Genomic DNA, 18,170 nt, shown 5'->3' on the forward strand with positions numbered 1-18,170 from the left:
CTTTTTCACTTATTTAATTTGTTATTTTGCACAAAAAATAGATCACAATGATTTCCCGTTTGTTAATATTATTTATTGTCCTTTTCATTATTGAACTATATGCCTATCAGGCATTAAGAACTTTAGTAAAATCAAAATGGGTTTTACTTGCGTATTTAGGAATAAGCTTACTGCTTTTAGTTTTTATTGTTTATTCTTTTACAAAATTTGACCGTTCAGTGGGGCAAACTAGTCAAACTATGCGAACGATGGGATTACTTCTTGTAATTTACATTCCCAAAATTATATTGACTTTGGTGTTGTTTGGGGAAGATATTTTCAGAATTGGCGCCGGTTCTATCAATCATTTTACAAAGCTTAACGACAGTATTGATTTCCTTGCCTCGAGGAGAAAGTTTGTTAGTCAAATAGGATTAGGGCTAGCGGCGGTTCCGTTTTTGTCGCTTATTTATGGGATTACCATAGGTAAATATAATTATAAAGTAATTAAACAACGTATATTTTTTTCTGATTTGCCTGATGCTTTCGACGGTTTTACAATAACTCAAATCTCGGACGTTCACAGCGGTAGTTTCGATAATCCAGAAAAAATTAATTATGCGATTGACTTGGTTAATGAACAAAATTCAGATATGATTTTGTTTACTGGTGACATCGTTAATACTGATGCTAAGGAAATGCACCCTTGGTTAGAAACTTTCAATAGAATCAAGAAACATAAGTATGGAAAATATTCGGTACTTGGAAATCATGATTATGGAGAATATGTGACTTGGCCATCAGAAGCTGCCAAAGAAGAGAATTTTCAAGCGATAAAAGATTTACATGGGCAAATTGATTTCAAATTGTTGTTGAATGAGCATATTTTTATCAAAAAAGGAACGGATAAAATTGCTTTGGTTGGCGTCGAGAATTGGGGTAAAAATTTCAAAAAAGTGGGCGATATTAATTTAGCTTCCTCCAATTTGACAAAGGAAGATTTTAAAATATTAATGAGTCATGATCCAAGTCATTGGGAGTATGAAGTGAAAAATCATAAAAAAAACTTTCAGTTAACGCTTTCGGGGCATACCCACGGAATGCAATTTGGAATAGAAATTCCAGGAGTCATTCGATGGAGCCCTATTCAATATATTTATAAACAATGGGCTGGATTGTATGAAAACTTGGGAAGATACATATATGTAAATAGAGGTTTTGGGTTTCACGCTTATTCTGGAAGAGTAGGAATTATGCCTGAGATTACAGTCATCGAACTAAAAAAAGGCAAGAATGTGGCTTAATTCGTTTAAAATACTACATTTGTAAAATAAATATCTCTTTTCAGTAGATTTAGAAAATTAAATTCGTTGATTTTATGTCAAAATTTGGAGAACTTATAAACACTCAAGTCCCTGTGTTAATTGATTTTTACACAGATTGGAACGAATCATCCGTTTCGATGCATCCTGTAATTAGGGATGTTGCCGCAGCTTTGGGAGATAAAGCTAAAGTGATAAAAATAGATGTCGATAAAAATCAAGAACTAGCCGATGCTTTGCGCATTAAAGGCCTACCTACCTTGATGATTTACAAAGGTGGCCAAATGATTTGGAGACAATCTGGCGAATTAGATGCCAATACAATTATTGGCTTGGTTCAAGAGCATATTTAGTCAATTTTTTCAAAAACAAATCCCCTTTTACTTAAGATTTTTAATATTTTTGGCAATGTATATTCCAAACTAGGGAATCCTTTTGCACTGTCGTGAAAAATGATTATACTTCCAGATGTTACATTTTTCAAAACGTTTTTCAAACATCTTTCGGGGAAAATTGTTGTATCAAAATCAGCGCTCAAAACGTCTCACATTATTATTTTATAGCCTAATTGAAGTAATTTTTCTGACTGTGAGGGCTTTATTTTGCCATAAGGAGGGCGAAACAGGGTGCAGTTTGCTGACTTCACTTTCACAGCGTTTAACATTTTCTAAATATTCATCGGTCGAAGTTTTCCAACCATTTAAATGATTGAAAGTATGATTCCCGATGGAATGTCCTTCGTTAATTACTTTTGAGAAAACCTCAGGAAATTTTTTGATGTTGTTACCAATGCAGAAAAAGGTCGCTTTGGCATTGTATTTTTGTAATTGTTCAAGAACCCATTCGGTAACTTCTGGAGTTGGGCCATCATCAAAAGTGAGATAGATTTTATTCTCATTATTAGGAATGTCCCAAATGTAATTTTGAAATATTTTTTTTAGGAGTGGATTTGTTTTTATCCAGTAAAAGCTCATAATCCAAGTTTTATAAATTAAAAAAAAGTAGCGGTATTTTCAACATCGCTACTTTTTTAATTCTCCTACTTTTTTAATTTGTTACTCTTGATCTCTTTCAAAACGGCTAAACATTTTTATATAAGTATTAAATGGAGCTCTGTTTTTATTATAAAACTGGACATCATCGTTTTCTTTCATCACTTGCAACAAACTACGATAACGTTCAATGTCGGTAATAATATCAATAGCCAAATCGGATTGTTCAAACGATCTTAGACCGGCATAATAGTTAAGATTTTCTTGGTATTTTATAATTAATTTTTCGAGAAGCTGACGTGCTTTTGCCGTTTCGCCCACTTCATAATATCCCGTTGCAAAAGGCTCTACCATTGAATAATAGCCAAATTTGCCTAAAGGCATTTTTGTCATCGCTAAGTTGATAATGTTTTTAGCCTTGTCTGTTTTTCCTTCGGCAATTAACTTATCCATCAATCTAGAAAGAATGGATCGATAGGAAATGCTGTTTCTTCTGGTTTCAACATCATGATAAATGCTGTTGCTGTCGCTATTGCCCCAGTCCCATTTCATAACGATGGAATACATTTTATCGGCATCAAGACCTCCCATATCCATTGGACTTGTATCTTTTTCGAACTTTGTTTTTATGGGAACTAATTTGTAGAGCATTCCCTCTAATTGCAGATAGTCCTTCATCCACAAATAATCGTCAGCATCAAATGCTCCTGGACTAAAGTAGATGGGTCTTTTCCAATTATTGTTTGCCACAATATCAAGCATCATCAACCTGTTCTTGTATAATGCATTCCCCTTGATGTCTATGTCGATAAAAGGAATAATGGAGTCGTTGTATTTTGTGGAAACCACTTTGTTCTGGATTATGCTATTTTTGTCTATAGAAATTCTAATTTTATTTGTTGGATAAAAATGAATAGTTTGTCCGTTTTGCATTTCAACGGTCGATTTTGGGTTTTTTATAAAATTGATAAAATCTTTGATATCCCAACGACTATCAATTTTTTGAATATGCGCCACATAATCGAGTTTGTCACCCACATATTCGTCGTGTGTAAATGAAATTGGTAAAGGTTCTGAATCATAAGCTTTCGCCTTCATTTGATCAATGTACCAGTCGGTCATAAAAAGACTTGTGTTGACAATCTTGACATCTGTTCTTACGTGTTCAATTTCTTGGGCGTACCAAAGCGGGAAGGTGTCGTTGTCACCAATGGTAAATAAAATAGCATTCGCGTCGCACGATGTGAGATAGGATTTTGCCAAAGCCACTGCAGTATATCTTTCTGAACGGTCGTGATCATCCCAGTTTTGCGAAGCCATTAAAACCGGCACAGCCAATAAACTGGTGGCAATAGCTATTGGTCCGGCTATTTTTGGTGCCAAATAATTTTGGAAAGTTTCATATAAGGAGTAAATCCCAAAACCTATCCAAATAGCGAATACGTAAAAAGAACCTACCAAGGCATAATCTCTTTCGCGGGGTTCAAACGGTCTTTCGTTGAGGTAAATCTTCAAGGCAATTCCCAAAGACAGGAATAGAACCAAAAGCACGTAGAAACTTTTCCGATCCTTGCTGGCGTGATAAAAAACACCAATAAGACCTAGTATTAGCGGTAAAAAGAAATATACATTTCGGCCTTTGTTATTCAACACATCCGAGGGAAGGTTTTGTTGTGAGCCTAGGTGCAATTCGTCAATAAAAGTGATTCCGCTAAGCCAGTTTCCGTCTTGATAGTCATATCTTCCTTGAATGTCGTTTTGACGCCCTACGAAATTCCACATTAAATACCTGAAATACATATAGCCAAATTGGTATTCGACCATAAATCGTAAATTATCGGCAGTTGTTGGTTTTTCGACAATTAAATAATCGCCATAACTTTTCAGGAATTTAATATAACCTTCATTATCAATTTGTTTCTGAGCATAAGCTTGTCTGAACTCTTGAACTGTCTTTTCAATTTCATTTTTCAACTGTGCTAACGCCTTATTGTAATCCTCCTCGGAAAGTTGGCTAGGATCTACTCCATATTTTTGCAAATCGTCTTCATAAGGATAGTTATTGTTTATTTTAAATTGTGGTGGATTTGTAAAGCTGATGTAATTCTCTATATTATCACCACTCCATAATCTGGGTAAAATCGTTTTTTGGGCATCATCACTGTTTTGTTCGGCATTTTTGTAGTTGTTTACAATGATATATTTGCCAGTTTTATAATCTCTTTCATAGTTTGGAGCCTTATCTAAATAAGGGTTGTTTATATCTAAACCTGCAAACGCTTCGGTATATTGTGGTCCGTAGAATAATGGATTTGAGCCATATTGTTCCCTGTTGTAATAAGCCAAAACTTCTCGTGCATCTGATGGTTTATTCTCGTTGATTACCGTATTTGCATTGGCACGAATAGGCAACATCATCCAAGTTGAAAACCCTATTAAGATAAATAAAATGCACAATACAAGAGTGTTGAGGTTAACATATCCTTTGTTATGGGTGAATTTTAAGCTGAAATAAAAGAAAGCAACTAGAAGTAAAACAACAAAAATTGTTCCCGAGTCAAACGGCAGTCCTAAATTATTGACCATAAAAACTTCGGTCTTCCCAAAGAAAGCCATAGTCAGTGGGAGAAGTAATTTAAAAATGAACAGTAAAACAGCTATAACAACAACATTGGCAATGATAAATTTTTTGATTGTAACTTCCTTATAATGTTTGAAAAAATAAAGAAAACCTATAGCAGGAATAGTCAATAACGCCATAAAATGGACGCCAAAAGTAAGTCCAACTACCAGTGAAATCATCAACAACCATCGATTGCCTCTTGGTGTGTCCATGTCCTGTTCCCAGCGCAAACCCAGCCAAAAAAGCAAAGCAATAAATAACGAAGCCATTGCATAAACTTCGGCTTCCACTGCACTAGACCAGAAACTATCGGAAAAAGTATAAGCCAATGAACCCACAAGCGAACTTCCAAGGATAACGATAGAATTGTTTTTATTTACCTCAGAATACTGAGAAATTATTTTCTTCAAAATCATCGATGAAGACCAAAACAGAAATAAAATGGTAAACGCACTCGAAAAAACAGACATCATATTTACCATCAATGCAATATGATTGTCATCAATAGCAAACATAGCAAAAAAAGCGCCAATCATCTGGAATAAGGGAGCCCCTGGTGGATGTCCAACTTGTAGTTTTGCTGCAGTGGCAATATATTCGCCACAATCCCAAAAACTCATCGAAGGCTCAACGGTTAGTGTGTATGTAGTTAATGCAATTGCAAATGCAAACCAACCGGTAATCGTATTCCATTTATTGAAATTGAAATTTGCCATATTTATATGCTAAAATTTAGTTTTATTTTAAAATACAAAGAAAATGTTTTTTTGTGTAACGACACGAGCATTAACAAAATTTTCTAAAAAACAGACCGTTATCGGTAATAGCTTGTTTTTAAAGACTTCTCAGATTGTAAAACCGCCAATTAAAAGTTTTTTGATAAAAAGAGATTAAAAATTTGTGAAAATTAAAATTTGTATTAAATTTGCACTCGCTTTACGGCAATGGAATTGGTCTATGGTGTAATGGTAACACAACTGTTTTTGGTGCAGTCTTTCCAGGTTCGAGTCCTGGTAGACCAACGAAAATCCCCTCAATTTTTTGGGGGGATTTTTTTATCAGTTAGCTAAAACCATCAAATTAATCGGAACATTGGTAGAAAATAGTGTAATATAAAAAAACAATGGTTTTTGATTTATAAAAAAACACTATATTTGCGCTGTTATTTACTAAAAAAACTAGATAATGAGGCACGCATAGCGTGCCTCTTTTTATAAAATATGACATTTAAAGATAAAATAAACACATTATTAACCGATAGCCTTCTAGAAAAACCTTCGGTTTTTTTGACAGACTTGACAATTACTGATGCTTTTAAAGTAATTGTATCTTTAGATGGTGACAACGGAGTAGCTTTGCAAGATTGTATTGATATCAGCAGAGCGATTGATGCTAATTTAGACCGGGAAGAACAAGATTTTTCTCTAGAAGTGGCTTCGGTAGGGGTTGGGTCGCCATTAAAAATGGTTCGTCAATACAAAAAAAACGTTGGAAGAACATTAATAGTAAAATTAGCAACCGAAACTATTGAGGCAGAATTAGTTGAAGCTAATGATAATTTTATAGTTTTGTCATGGAAAGCAAGAGAACCGAAAAAACTTGGAAAAGGAAAAGAAACGGTTCAAAAAAAACAAGAAATACCTTATACAGAAATAAAAGAAGCAATCGTTACAGTAACATTTTAATTAATTAGTTGGCATGGAAAACTTAGCATTAATCGATTCATTTTCAGAGTTTAAAGATGATAAACTTATTGATCGTGTGACGCTTATGGCGATATTAGAAGATGTATTTAGAAATGCATTGAAGAAAAAATTTGGTTCAGATGATAATTTTGATATTATTATCAATCCTGACAAAGGGGATATGGAAATCTGGAGAAGAAGAGTTATCGTTGCCGATGATGATTTAGATTTGGAGAATGAAGAGATTACATTAACGGAAGCGAGAAAAATTGAACCCGATTTTGAAATTGGAGAAGAAGTTTCTGAAGAAGTGAAGTTAATTGATTTAGGAAGAAGAGCTATTTTAGCTTTGCGCCAAAATTTGATTTCGAAAATTCACGAACACGATAATACGAATCTTTATAAATTATTTAAAGATTTAATAGGTGAAATATACACTGCTGAAGTGCATCACGTTCGACCAAGAGTTGTTATTTTGATTGATGATGACGGAAACGAAATCATTCTTCCAAAAGAAAAACAAATACCATCTGACTTTTTCCGAAAAGGAGATAATGTTCGTGGAATAATTGAAAGTGTTGAATTGAAAGGAAACAAACCTCAAATTATTATGTCAAGAACATCAGAAACGTTCTTGGAAAAATTGTTCGAACAGGAAATTCCAGAAGTTTTTGACGGTTTGATTATGGTAAAAAACGTAGTGAGAATTCCAGGTGAAAAAGCAAAAGTAGCCGTTGATTCTTATGACGATAGAATTGACCCCGTAGGTGCTTGTGTAGGAATGAAAGGATCTCGTATTCATGGAATTGTTCGTGAATTAGGAAACGAAAACATTGACGTTATCAACTACACTAGTAATATTCAATTGTACATTACTAGAGCATTAAGCCCAGCAAAAGTTTCCTCTATTAAGATTAATGAAGAAACAAAGAGAGCAGAAGTGTTTTTGAAATTAGAAGAGGTTTCTAAAGCAATTGGTAGAGGAGGACACAATATTAAATTGGCGGGCCTATTGACAGGTTATGAGCTTGACGTTATTCGTGAAGGAGATGTTGCCGGTGCTGCAGCAGATGAAGATGACGTTGAATTAACAGAGTTTTCAGATGAAATTGAAGAATGGGTTATCGAGGAATTTGCAAAAATTGGCTTAGATACTGCAAAAAGTATATTGAAACAAGATGTGAATGACTTAGTTAGAAGAACAGATCTAGAGGAGGAAACAATTCTAGATGTAATGAGAATACTAAAAGAAGAATTTGATAGCTAGTCAATTTTTTCAAATAAATTTTAAACCTTATATCTCTCCCACTGAGAGTTATGTTAGGAACAATAAAGAAGGTAATATTAAAAAGGTTTTATGTCTGAAGAGAAAATTATTAGAATAAACAAAGTTTTAAGGGAATTAAACATTTCGTTAGAAAGAGCTGTGGATTATCTAAAAGATAAGGGCATTGCCGTTGAGTCAAACCCAAACACAAAAATTTCTGACGATATATATAATGTTCTGTGTGATCAGTTTGCGGGAGATAAGGGAAAAAAAGAGGCTTCAAAAGAGGTGGGAGAAGAGAAAAGAAAAGAGAAAGAAGCATTACGTGTCGAACGTGAAAAAGAAATTGATGACAAACGAAAACAAGACGAAGAACGCCTAAAAATTCAAGAAGTTATCAAAGCGAGAGCTGTTGTAACGGGGCCCGTTCATATTGGAAACGTTGATCTTAATCCCAAAAAACCAGCTTCAGTTTTGTCTCCTCCAGTTGTTGAGATTAAAGAAACTCCAATTGCTAAAATTCCTCAAGAGAAACCAATTCAAAAAGAAACTATACCAGAAAAAATTGTTTTAGACAAAAAAGAGGTTAAACAAAATGTTGAAACAAAAGAATCCAAAAAAGTAGTGGTTGAAGTTCCAAAAGCAACGCCAAAAAAAGACGAAGAGGCTACCACTCCTGCCGAGGAATCTATCTCGACAAAATACCATAAATTATCTGGAGCTACGTTGACGGGTCAAACCATCGATTTGTCTCAGTTTAATAAACCAAAAAAGAAAAAAGAAGACCCTAAAATTACGCCAAACAAACCCGGAACACCTGGTGCTCCTGGAAGTGCGGCTAGTAATGCTAATAAAAATAAACGAAAAAGGATTGCTCCAAAACCGGGCGCTCCAAGGCTACCTGCGACTCCTGGAGTTCCGGGTGCGCCAAACCCAAATAAAATTACTCCAAATGCTGGAGGTGGAGGATTTAATGCTAACAGAGGAGCTAGACCTGGTTTTGTAAAAGGAGCCAGACCCGCAATTGTTGCTAAAGTTGAGCCAACAGAGGAAGAAGTAAAAAATCAAATTAGAGAGACTTTAGAAAAACTACAAGGTAAAGGAGGTAAATCTAAAGCTGCTAAATATAGAAGAGACAAAAGAGATACGCACCGTCAAAAATCGGATGATGAGCAAAAAGCAATAGACGAAGGAAGTAAAACTATAAAAGTTACGGAATTTGTTACTGTTGGTGAAATTGCCATCATGATGGATGTGCCAATTACAAAAGTAATTGGAACTTGTATGTCTTTAGGAATCATGGTAACCCAAAATCAACGTTTGGATGCAGAAACATTGACAATTGTTGCCGATGAATTTGGATACGAAGTCGAATTTATCACAGTAGATATTGAAGAAGCGATCCAAGTTGTACCAGACAAAGAGGAAGATTTAGTTTTTAGAGCCCCTATTGTTACTGTAATGGGTCACGTCGATCACGGTAAAACATCTTTGCTAGATTATATTCGTAAAGAAAATGTTATCGCTGGTGAATCTGGAGGAATTACCCAACATATTGGAGCCTATGGAGTTACATTGGACGACGGACAAAAAATAGCATTTTTAGATACACCAGGTCACGAGGCATTTACTGCAATGCGTGCCCGTGGAGCTCAAGTTACCGATATTGCAATTATTGTTATTGCTGCGGATGACGATATAATGCCGCAAACTAAAGAAGCAATTTCTCACGCTCAAGCAGCAAACGTGCCAATCATTTTTGCAATCAATAAAATTGATAAGCCAAATGCTAATGTTGAGAAAATAAAAGAAAAATTAGCAGGTATGAATTTACTTGTTGAAGATTGGGGCGGAAAAATTCAATCTCATGATATTTCGGCGAAAGTTGGAACAGGAGTAAAAGAATTATTAGAAAAAGTATTATTAGAAGCAGAACTTTTGGACTTGAAATCTAATCCAGATAAAGCAGCACAAGGAACTGTTGTGGAGGCGTTTTTAGATAAAGGAAAAGGATATGTTTCTACCATATTAGTGCAACATGGAACTCTAAGAATTGGGGATTACATGTTGGCTGGAAAACACCATGGTAAAATAAAAGCCATGCACGATGAAAGAGGAAATATAGTAACCGTAGCAGGTCCTTCAACTCCAGTATCTGTATTGGGATTAGATGGAGCAGCTACTGCTGGTGACAAGTTCAACGTATTTGAAGACGAAAAAGAAGCGAAACAAATTGCCTCAAAACGTTCTCAATTAATGCGTGAACAATCGGTTCGTACACAACGACATATTACGCTTGACGAAATTGGACGTAGAATTGCTTTAGGTCAGTTTAAAGAATTGAACATCATCTTGAAAGGGGATGTGGATGGTTCTGTTGAAGCATTGTCGGATTCGTTCTCTAAATTATCTACCGAAGAAATCCAAATCAATATTATACATAAAGGTGTTGGAGCAATTACAGAAACTGACGTAATGTTGGCTTCTGCATCAGATGCAATTATTATCGGATTTAATGTTCGTCCTGCTGGAAATGCAAGACAATTAGCAGACAAAGAAGAAATTGATATCCGTTATTACTCCATTATTTATGCCGCTATTGACGACTTGAAAGATGCAATGGAAGGAATGTTAGCACCTGAAATGAAAGAAGAAATTCTTGGAACTGCTGAAATTAGAGAGATTTTCAAAATATCGAAAGTGGGTTCTATTGCAGGAAGTATGGTTATGGATGGTAAAATTGTTAAAAATGCCAAAATGAGAATCATTAGAGACGGCGTTGTTGTCTTTACAGGAGAATTATTGGCATTGAAACGATTTAAAGACGATGTTAAAGATGTCGCTAAAGGATATGATTGTGGTATTCAAGTTAAAGGATACAACGACATTGAAGAAAGAGATGTTATTGAATCCTACCATGAAGTGGCTATCAAAAAGAAATTGAAATAAAATTTTAATATTTTTAAATAAAAAAACCCGATTCGTCGGGATTTTTTATTTAATTTAAAATTAATTTATTGATAAAAACATCATTTTTTTGTAATTTATATTTTTAAATTAATAATCAGAAAACCAATGAATAGCAGAGAATTATATATTTTTGGAAATAGAAAAACATTCAATTTAAAATCAATTATGATTTTAATGAATTGATATTCAAAGGTATGGAAAATAAGGATTTAAAAAATAAAATGCAGTATTTATCTAAAACAACCCGTTTAATTCAGCGTTAATTTTGTTGATAATCATTCCTAAATCTTCGGGATTATCCACAAAATTGATATTGTCCACATCAATAATTAACAATTTTCCTTTTGAATAAGTTTGAATCCAGGCTTCGTAACGCTCATTCAATCGGTTGAGGTAATCAATAGAAATCGTGTTTTCATATTCGCGACCACGTTTGTGAATTTGTCCAACTAAATTAGGAATAGAACTTCTTAAATAAATAAGCATATCCGGGGCTTCAACCATTGATTCCATTAGTTCAAAAAGCGAAGTGTAATTTTTAAAATCACGGTTAGTCATTAAGCCCATTGCATGAAGATTGGGGGCGAAAATGTGCGCATCTTCGTATATGGTCCTGTCTTGAATTATTTTCTTACCGCTTTCGCGAATTTGCAAAACCTGGCGAAACCTGCTATTCAGAAAATAAATCTGTAAATTAAATGACCAACGCTCCATTTGGTGATAAAAATCGTCTAGATACGGATTGTCAACTACGTCTTCAAAATGAGGTTCCCATTTAAAATGTTTTGCCAACAAACGCGTTAATGTCGTTTTTCCCGCTCCTATGTTTCCCGCTATCGCTATGTGCATTATGGTATTGTGATTTTATAATTTGTAATTCCTTCTGATGTAAAAATAGATAAAATTTTGTCTTTGTAATAAAAATAATCAAAGGTTTTTTTATCAAAATCAATTGAATAGGTTTTATTGTCAAGTAAGCTATAATAATAGAGTAAATCATTTTTCTTGTAAAGCACGGAAATATTTGACATCACTTGAATCTGGTCGTAATCTGGAATCTTTCCTAAATCGGTTATTTTTCCAAAAATATCACAAGAAAACCCACTTTTTGCTTCGTCTATCCAATAAAATGTGTTAAAATCAGATTGATATTGTTTTATATTTCCCTGAAACGAGGGCGTTATAAACCGATACGTATTTTTAAAATAATCAAAAACGCCAATTTGCTGAGACAAACTATTATAAATCCATAGTTTGTTTTGAGCAGCAATTCCTGTCGCACCAACTATTATTGGCACATTATTTTCCGAAAAATTTATATTTTTTATTTCATTTAATTGATTATCAAGTAAAACAATTGTATTGAAGTTTTCATAAAAAAGTACAATTTTTAAAGGATTTTGAATGTCAACACTAGTAATTTTACCAAGTGAAATGTTTTTATATTGCCACGATTCGGATGCGCTTTTCTTGTTTAATATATTGTTATTAATGAAATACATGTTTTTTAAACCATCAATACCAATAAAAGACTCTGCTTTTAATGGTTTAAAAGACAGCAGCTCGAGGGCTAAATTTTGGCCTTCACAAAAACTAGCAAATTCAAATAGTAATAGTAATACTAAAATTGTTTTTTTCATGGTTTGCTAAATTACATTAAACCTTTTAAACTTTCTTTTGTCTAACTGTAAATTTTAACAAAAATTTGGTAACAAAAACACTTTAAGGTATACATATTTGTTACATTACAATTTAAATTAATTACTATGTACAAAGTCATTTTCACTTTAATATTTATTTTGGTTGGACATTTAGAACTGAGGGCACAAGAGTTTCAAGGAATGGCAGTGTATGAATCGAAAACCAGTACTGCAGATTTCAAATCTAGATTTGAAGGCAATAAAAATTTCACTCCTGAGATGCAAAAGAATATGGAGGAAAGAATGATAAAAATGTTTGAAAAAACATTTATTCTTAACTTCGACAAATCAACATCTATTTATAGAGAAGAAGAAAAACTAGACGCTCCTGGTAAAAATGGTGGTGGAATGAGAACAATGAGCAGTATGATGGGTGGTGGTGGAACTTATTACAAAAATGTCAAATATAAAACCTACACCGTTGACAAAGAATTTATGGGTAAAGAATTCCTTATAAAAGACTCTCTTCCTAATTTAAAGTGGAAAATGGAAGGCGAAACCAGAGTTATTGGTGGTTATAATTGTTTCAAAGCTACCGCTATTCTTCCCGCAAGTAAAACTGATTTTAGAAATTTTAGCCCTAAAAAAGAAGAAGCTAAAAAAGCAAATGATTCCCTTAATAATTCTAAAGAAAAGAAAACTAATTTTATGGACGAAATCGAGATGCCTAAAGACATTTCCGTTACTGCGTGGTACACACCCGAAATCCCTGTAAATCAAGGTCCAGAAGGATATTGGGGCTTACCAGGATTAATATTAGAAGTTAATGATGGAAAGACTATTATTTTATGTTCTAAAATAATTTTAAATCCAAAAGACAAAGTAAATATAAAAGAATCATCAAACGGGAAAGTTATCTCTCAAAAAGAATATGATGAAACCATTGTTAAAAAAATGGAAGAATTTAGACAAATGAATCAAGGACGAGGAGGGAATGGCGGAATGCAAATAAGAATGGGACATTAGAACTCTAAATTTAGCTTTTTCATAAATTAAATATTTCCTTTTTAATTACTTTATTGGTTTGATTCCAGCAAATGGAGTTATAAATTAAATGCAACTTCTAATTAATTATAAAAGTTAAACATCGTTAGCAAATAAATTAAATGAAAAAATTTCTACTATTATTCTTCGTTACTTCGATTTCATTTTCTCAATCCATAAAATTTGAAGGAATTATTGAAGATTCAAATGCCGCTCCCCTAGAAATGGCTAATGTAATGGCCGTAAATCTTGACACAAAAACAATGGATTCCTATGCAATTACAAATGACAAAGGAAAATTCTTTCTTACACTTAAACAAAAGACAACTTACAGTATTAAGATGAGCTATCTAGGTATGCAAAACAAAGAAATTAGCGTTGTAACTACTAACGAAAACATATCCAGGACGATTGCCTTAGAAGAAGGCGGTATCGAATTGCAAGGAGTTGAAATTGTTAGAGAAATGCCGGTTTCAATAAAAGGTGATACGATTGTTTACAACGCAGACTCTTTTAAAACTGGAACAGAACGCAAACTCGAAGACATCCTTAAAAAATTACCCGGAGTCGAAGTTAATGCCGATGGGGAAGTCGAAGTAGAAGGCAAAAAAGTAACAAAATTAATGGTTGAAGGCAAAGATTTTTTTGATGGTGATACAAAACTTGGTTTAAAAAACATTCCTGCCGATGCTATCGATAAAGTTCAAGTATTAAGAAATTACAATGAAGTTGGTGCATTGAAAGGGTTAGGAAACGACCAAGATAATCTTGCCCTGAATATCAAATTAAAATCAGGAAAGAAAAACTTTTGGTTTGGCGATATTACTGCTGGAGCTGGACCTAACGAGCGCTATATCGTAAACCCAAAATTATTTTACTACAGCCCAAAATACAGTGTGAATTTTATCACCAATTTTAATAATATTGGTGAATTACCCCTTACTATTCAAGATTATTTTAAACTTACAGGCGGTTTTAGAAATCCTAATCAAAAAGGCGGTTCTAATTTTAATGTTTCTTCAAATAATTTAGGAATTTCGCTTCTGAGAAACAACAGAGCCAAAGAAATCGAGACCCAGTTTGGCGCTACAAACTTTACTTATAATGTTACTAAAGCATGGAGCGTTTCGGGTTTTGGGATTCTCTCTTCGTCTCTAAATGATATTGAAACTAAATCGCAAAGTACCATTTTATCAAGTGGAGTAAAACAGAATAGCCAAGAAATGGCAAGGCAAAAAAATAATCTAGGATTGTTTAAGTTGAGTTCATCCTACAAACCCAACGCTAAGTTTCAGTTTGATTATGATGTGTTAACAAAACTTTCTAAACAAAACGAGAATAATGATTTAATTCGACAAACTATAATAGAAAATGCAACAGCAACCGAAGACATTTTTACTCAGAAAAATCAAGATCCAACATCAGTAAATCAAAGCCTTAGCTTGTATTATACCCAAAGTGATAAAAATATTTTCGCGTTTGAAATGCAACATTTATACCAAGACGAAAATCCATTTTATAATGCCAACTTACAAAACCAGCCGTTTAATTTATCAGGCTATATTTCAGGTCAAAATAGAAATGATTTGAACCAAAACCGTTTTGTTAAAACCAATAAAATAGACTCAAAACTAGATTATTATTACATGCTAACGCCTAAAAGCAATATTAATATTACCATTGGAAACACTTACTCTTATCAAAATTTTAACTCCCACATTTTTCAGATTTTAGACAATAATACCATAAACGATTTGGGTAATCCTGAGAATAACAATAGTGTAAAATATAGTTTTAATGATGTGTTTTTAGGAATGCATTATAAAATTTTATCCGGAAAATTTACGTTCACACCAGGGGTAAGTATTCATTCTTACAATACAAACAATCAGCAATTAGGCTCGGGTTTTTCTCAAAGTTTTCTCAAAGTTTTACCTGATTTTTTTGCATTGTATCAAATGAAAAAAGCAGAAACGCTAACCTATAATTTCTCGATGACAAATGATTTTACGGATATAAACCAGCTTGCCAATGGGTATGTTTTATCAAGTTACAGCAATTTGTTTCGCGGAAATAGATTGTTAGAAAACGCTACATCGCAAGTTCATTCCATGCGGTATTTTAAATACAACATGTTCAATTTCGAAAATATTTTTGCCAACATGAATTACAGCAAAAAGGTAGATGCTATAAAGACTAGAGCAAATTTTGTAGGTGTCAATCAATCATCAACACCTTTTAATTCAAATTTTGCCGATGAGACTTTCTCAGGAATGGGAAGTTATGGTCGTTCTTTTTTGAAAAACTATAAAGCATCAGTAAATGTGAATTTTAATTGGGCAAAATTCAATAATATCCAAAATAATTTGGCTGCAACGACAGAGAGTTTTACAAAAAGTTACACTTTCAAAGCTTCAACAAATTTCAAAAACATGCCTAACATAGAGTTTGGATATAACAAATCCATAAATGATTATCAAGGGACAAAATTTTACACCGAAAAGCCTTCGGCAAGACTTGATTATTTCTTTCTAAAAAGTTTTTCGTTTGTAACCGAGTACGAATTTTATCATTATACAAACAACGATAAAACCGTAGATAACGAATATGATTTTTTGAGCACAAGTTTGATTTATCAAAAAAAAGACAGCAAATGGGAATACAAAATTGCAGCAACAAACCTTTTAAATACAACCACTTTAAACGATGACAGTTTTTCTCAATTTTCTACAAGAACCGCTCAATACTTTGTACAACCAAGGTATTTGATATTTTCGTTAAAGTATAATTTGTAGTTTATAAAAAAACCGGACTAATTCAATAGTCAGGTTTTTGTGTTTTTCTTTGCAAACTTTACGGTTAAATTTTATAGTCCAAAAGCTGCTTTCACTTGATCTACAAAATCTAATTTTTCCCAAGTAAACAATTCAACGGTAACAGTTTTTGCGATTCCTCCAGGTGCAGAAAAAGTTTTTGTTACTGTTTCGGGTTTACGACCCATATGTCCATAAGCCGCAGTTTCGCTATAAATCGGATTCCTTAATTTTAAACGTTGCTCAATAAAGTAAGGACGCATATCAAAAAGAGATTCCACTTTTTTGGCAATTTCACCATTGGTCAATTTTATTTTTGAAGTCCCGTAAGTTTCAATAAAAATCCCCATTGGTTTTGCCACTCCAATAGCGTACGAAACCTGCACCAAAATCTCATCGGCAACACCAGCTGCAACTAGGTTCTTTGCGATATGACGTGTTGCATAAGCCGCACTTCTATCTACTTTACTTGGATCTTTTCCAGAGAAAGCACCGCCACCATGAGCTCCTTTGCCACCGTAAGTGTCCACAATAATTTTTCTTCCAGTCAACCCAGTATCTCCGTGAGGTCCCCCAACAACAAATTTCCCGGTTGGGTTGATATGATAGGTGATTTTATCGTTGAATAAATGGGCATATTGTGGATTGTTTTTGATGATTCTTGGAATCAAAATACCAACTAAATCACTTTTAATTTTTGCTAACATTGTGGCTTCCTCATCAAAATCATCGTGTTGGGTCGATATTACAATCGCATCAATACGAGTCGGTTTGTTGTTGTCGTCATATTCTAAAGTTACTTGTGATTTTGCATCAGGACGCAAATAAGTAATTTCATTATTTTCACGACGTATAACGGCTAATTCCTGTAATAATTTATGTGATAAATCTAACGCCAACGGCATAAAATTCTCAGTTTCGTTCGTTGCGTAACCAAACATCATGCCTTGGTCTCCAGCTCCTTGTTCCTCTTTACTCGCTCTATCAACTCCTTGGTTAATATCGGCTGATTGCTCGTGAATCGCAGAAATAACCCCACAGGAGTTGGCTTCAAACATGTATTCGCTTTTAGTGTAACCAATTTTTTTGATAACATCTCTTGCAATTGTTTGAACATCTAAATAAGTTTCAGATTTAACTTCTCCCGCCAAAACTACCAATCCAGTTGTCACTAATGTTTCGCAAGCCACTTTTGATTCTGGGTCAAACGCCAAGAAATTATCAATTAATGCATCTGAGATTTGATCAGCTACTTTGTCTGGATGTCCTTCACTCACTGACTCTGATGTAAATAAATAAGCCATAATTAAAATTATTTAAATTAATTTAGATAAAAAATGGAGGATTGCGTGTAAAGGCTAAAGAAGAATTCTGCTTTAGCATTTTTTTAACGAGGTTGCAATCAGTTCAAATTTTTCCTCTAATATTCGAATGCAAATGTATGAAACCAATTTGAATTGCAAATTATTCTTTGTTTTATTTTAAAAAAAATCTAAACATTATGAAAAAGCTAAAGGAGATCTTAAAATTATTTCCGTTTTTAAAAGTTTAAATAAAGAAACAAAAGTAATTGCTACAGATAAAGATGACTTCGAATTCATACTTACCAAAATAGGAGTAAATTTAATGCAAAACTCGACTATAGGTAAAGTGCCAAATTCTTTGGTTCACCAAATGTATTTTAAAGAGAATTAACCGTTTTTCATCTAAAAAACCATTGAGCGAAAAGCCAATTTAATTTTAAAATAAACAAAGTATTTAGTGTGTTTTTTTACTCTTTTCAATGCTTTTTTTAATTTTACAATCAAAAACCAACTTACTTTAAGTTTGGTTAT

General features: G+C 33.4%; 11 protein-coding genes, 1 tRNA gene and 1 pseudogene. 8 read left to right on the forward strand and 5 right to left on the reverse strand.

Annotated features, from left to right (window positions below; translation table 11 throughout):
* Window positions 1-47 precede the first annotated feature (47 nt).
* Window positions 48-1,283 (forward strand): metallophosphoesterase, encoded by a 1,236-nt coding sequence (locus AABM59_RS02615; protein WP_338407418.1) that lies wholly within the window; start codon window positions 48-50, stop codon window positions 1,281-1,283.
* A 74-nt stretch (window positions 1,284-1,357) separates the two neighbouring features.
* Window positions 1,358-1,654: a thioredoxin family protein gene (locus AABM59_RS02620; protein WP_338407419.1), complete on the forward strand. Its 297-nt coding sequence runs from the start codon at window positions 1,358-1,360 to the stop codon at window positions 1,652-1,654.
* Here the strand turns inward: AABM59_RS02620 and AABM59_RS02625 are convergent.
* A pseudogene (locus tag AABM59_RS02625) lies at window positions 1,651-2,275 on the reverse strand (polysaccharide deacetylase family protein). The gene AABM59_RS02620 and the pseudogene AABM59_RS02625 overlap by 4 nt on opposite strands.
* 81 nt (window positions 2,276-2,356) lie before the next feature.
* Window positions 2,357-5,632, reverse strand: coding sequence for a DUF2723 domain-containing protein (locus AABM59_RS02630; protein ID WP_338407420.1), 3,276 nt, complete (start codon window positions 5,630-5,632; stop codon window positions 2,357-2,359).
* Window positions 5,633-5,867: 235 nt separating this feature from the next.
* Here AABM59_RS02630 and AABM59_RS02635 point away from each other — a divergent pair.
* The 4 genes from AABM59_RS02635 (at window position 5,868) to infB (ending at window position 10,817) form a co-directional block, all read left to right on the forward strand.
* Window positions 5,868-5,938 (forward strand) — tRNA-Gln (locus AABM59_RS02635).
* Between the two features lie 198 nt (window positions 5,939-6,136).
* Window positions 6,137-6,601 carry a ribosome assembly cofactor RimP gene (gene rimP, locus AABM59_RS02640; RefSeq protein ID WP_338407421.1) on the forward strand — a complete coding sequence of 155 codons (465 nt, stop codon included), beginning with the start codon at window positions 6,137-6,139 and terminating at the stop codon, window positions 6,599-6,601.
* A gap of 13 nt (window positions 6,602-6,614) precedes the next feature.
* On the forward strand, window positions 6,615-7,868 hold the full coding sequence (nusA, locus tag AABM59_RS02645) for a transcription termination factor NusA (protein ID WP_338407422.1): 1,254 nt from the start codon (window positions 6,615-6,617) through the stop codon (window positions 7,866-7,868).
* 90 nt (window positions 7,869-7,958) lie between these two features.
* Entirely contained in the window at window positions 7,959-10,817 is a 2,859-nt protein-coding gene (infB, locus tag AABM59_RS02650; protein ID WP_338407423.1) for a translation initiation factor IF-2, read from the forward strand.
* 255 nt (window positions 10,818-11,072) lie between these two features.
* Here infB and AABM59_RS02655 read toward each other — a convergent pair whose 3' ends face one another.
* Window positions 11,073-11,687, reverse strand: coding sequence for a deoxynucleoside kinase (locus tag AABM59_RS02655; RefSeq protein WP_338407424.1), 615 nt, complete (start codon window positions 11,685-11,687; stop codon window positions 11,073-11,075).
* Window positions 11,687-12,478 carry a hypothetical protein gene (locus AABM59_RS02660; RefSeq protein ID WP_338407425.1) on the reverse strand — a complete coding sequence of 264 codons (792 nt, stop codon included), beginning with the start codon at window positions 12,476-12,478 and terminating at the stop codon, window positions 11,687-11,689. The genes AABM59_RS02655 and AABM59_RS02660 overlap by 1 nt, the downstream gene beginning before the upstream one ends.
* A gap of 126 nt (window positions 12,479-12,604) precedes the next feature.
* Here AABM59_RS02660 and AABM59_RS02665 point away from each other — a divergent pair, with 126 nt between their 5' ends.
* Window positions 12,605-13,504: a GLPGLI family protein gene (locus AABM59_RS02665; RefSeq protein ID WP_338407426.1), complete on the forward strand. Its 900-nt coding sequence runs from the start codon at window positions 12,605-12,607 to the stop codon at window positions 13,502-13,504.
* Window positions 13,505-13,644: 140 nt separating this feature from the next.
* Window positions 13,645-16,317, forward strand: coding sequence for a carboxypeptidase-like regulatory domain-containing protein (locus AABM59_RS02670; protein WP_338407427.1), 2,673 nt, complete (start codon window positions 13,645-13,647; stop codon window positions 16,315-16,317).
* Window positions 16,318-16,388: 71 nt separating this feature from the next.
* On the opposite strand, the gene metK is transcribed toward AABM59_RS02670, so the two are convergent.
* Window positions 16,389-17,639, reverse strand: a complete 1,251-nt coding sequence (gene metK, locus AABM59_RS02675; protein WP_338407428.1) for a methionine adenosyltransferase — start codon at window positions 17,637-17,639, stop codon at window positions 16,389-16,391.
* Window positions 17,640-18,170 lie beyond the last annotated feature (531 nt).

It is taken from the genome of uncultured Flavobacterium sp. (assembly GCF_963925185.1).
Lineage (GTDB): Bacteria > Bacteroidota > Bacteroidia > Flavobacteriales > Flavobacteriaceae > Flavobacterium.

Coding starts and splice junctions, on each gene's coding strand:
- AABM59_RS02660 (WP_338407425.1), bottom strand. CDS start 12,478: ATGAAAAAAACAATTTTAGTATTACTATTACTATTTGAATTTGCTAGT.
- nusA (WP_338407422.1), top strand. CDS start 6,615: ATGGAAAACTTAGCATTAATCGATTCATTTTCAGAGTTTAAAGATGAT.
- AABM59_RS02615 (WP_338407418.1), top strand. CDS start 48: ATGATTTCCCGTTTGTTAATATTATTTATTGTCCTTTTCATTATTGAA.
- AABM59_RS02670 (WP_338407427.1), top strand. CDS start 13,645: ATGAAAAAATTTCTACTATTATTCTTCGTTACTTCGATTTCATTTTCT.
- AABM59_RS02630 (WP_338407420.1), bottom strand. CDS start 5,632: ATGGCAAATTTCAATTTCAATAAATGGAATACGATTACCGGTTGGTTT.
- AABM59_RS02665 (WP_338407426.1), top strand. CDS start 12,605: ATGTACAAAGTCATTTTCACTTTAATATTTATTTTGGTTGGACATTTA.
- AABM59_RS02620 (WP_338407419.1), top strand. CDS start 1,358: ATGTCAAAATTTGGAGAACTTATAAACACTCAAGTCCCTGTGTTAATT.
- metK (WP_338407428.1), bottom strand. CDS start 17,639: ATGGCTTATTTATTTACATCAGAGTCAGTGAGTGAAGGACATCCAGAC.
- AABM59_RS02655 (WP_338407424.1), bottom strand. CDS start 11,687: ATGCACATAGCGATAGCGGGAAACATAGGAGCGGGAAAAACGACATTA.
- infB (WP_338407423.1), top strand. CDS start 7,959: ATGTCTGAAGAGAAAATTATTAGAATAAACAAAGTTTTAAGGGAATTA.
- rimP (WP_338407421.1), top strand. CDS start 6,137: ATGACATTTAAAGATAAAATAAACACATTATTAACCGATAGCCTTCTA.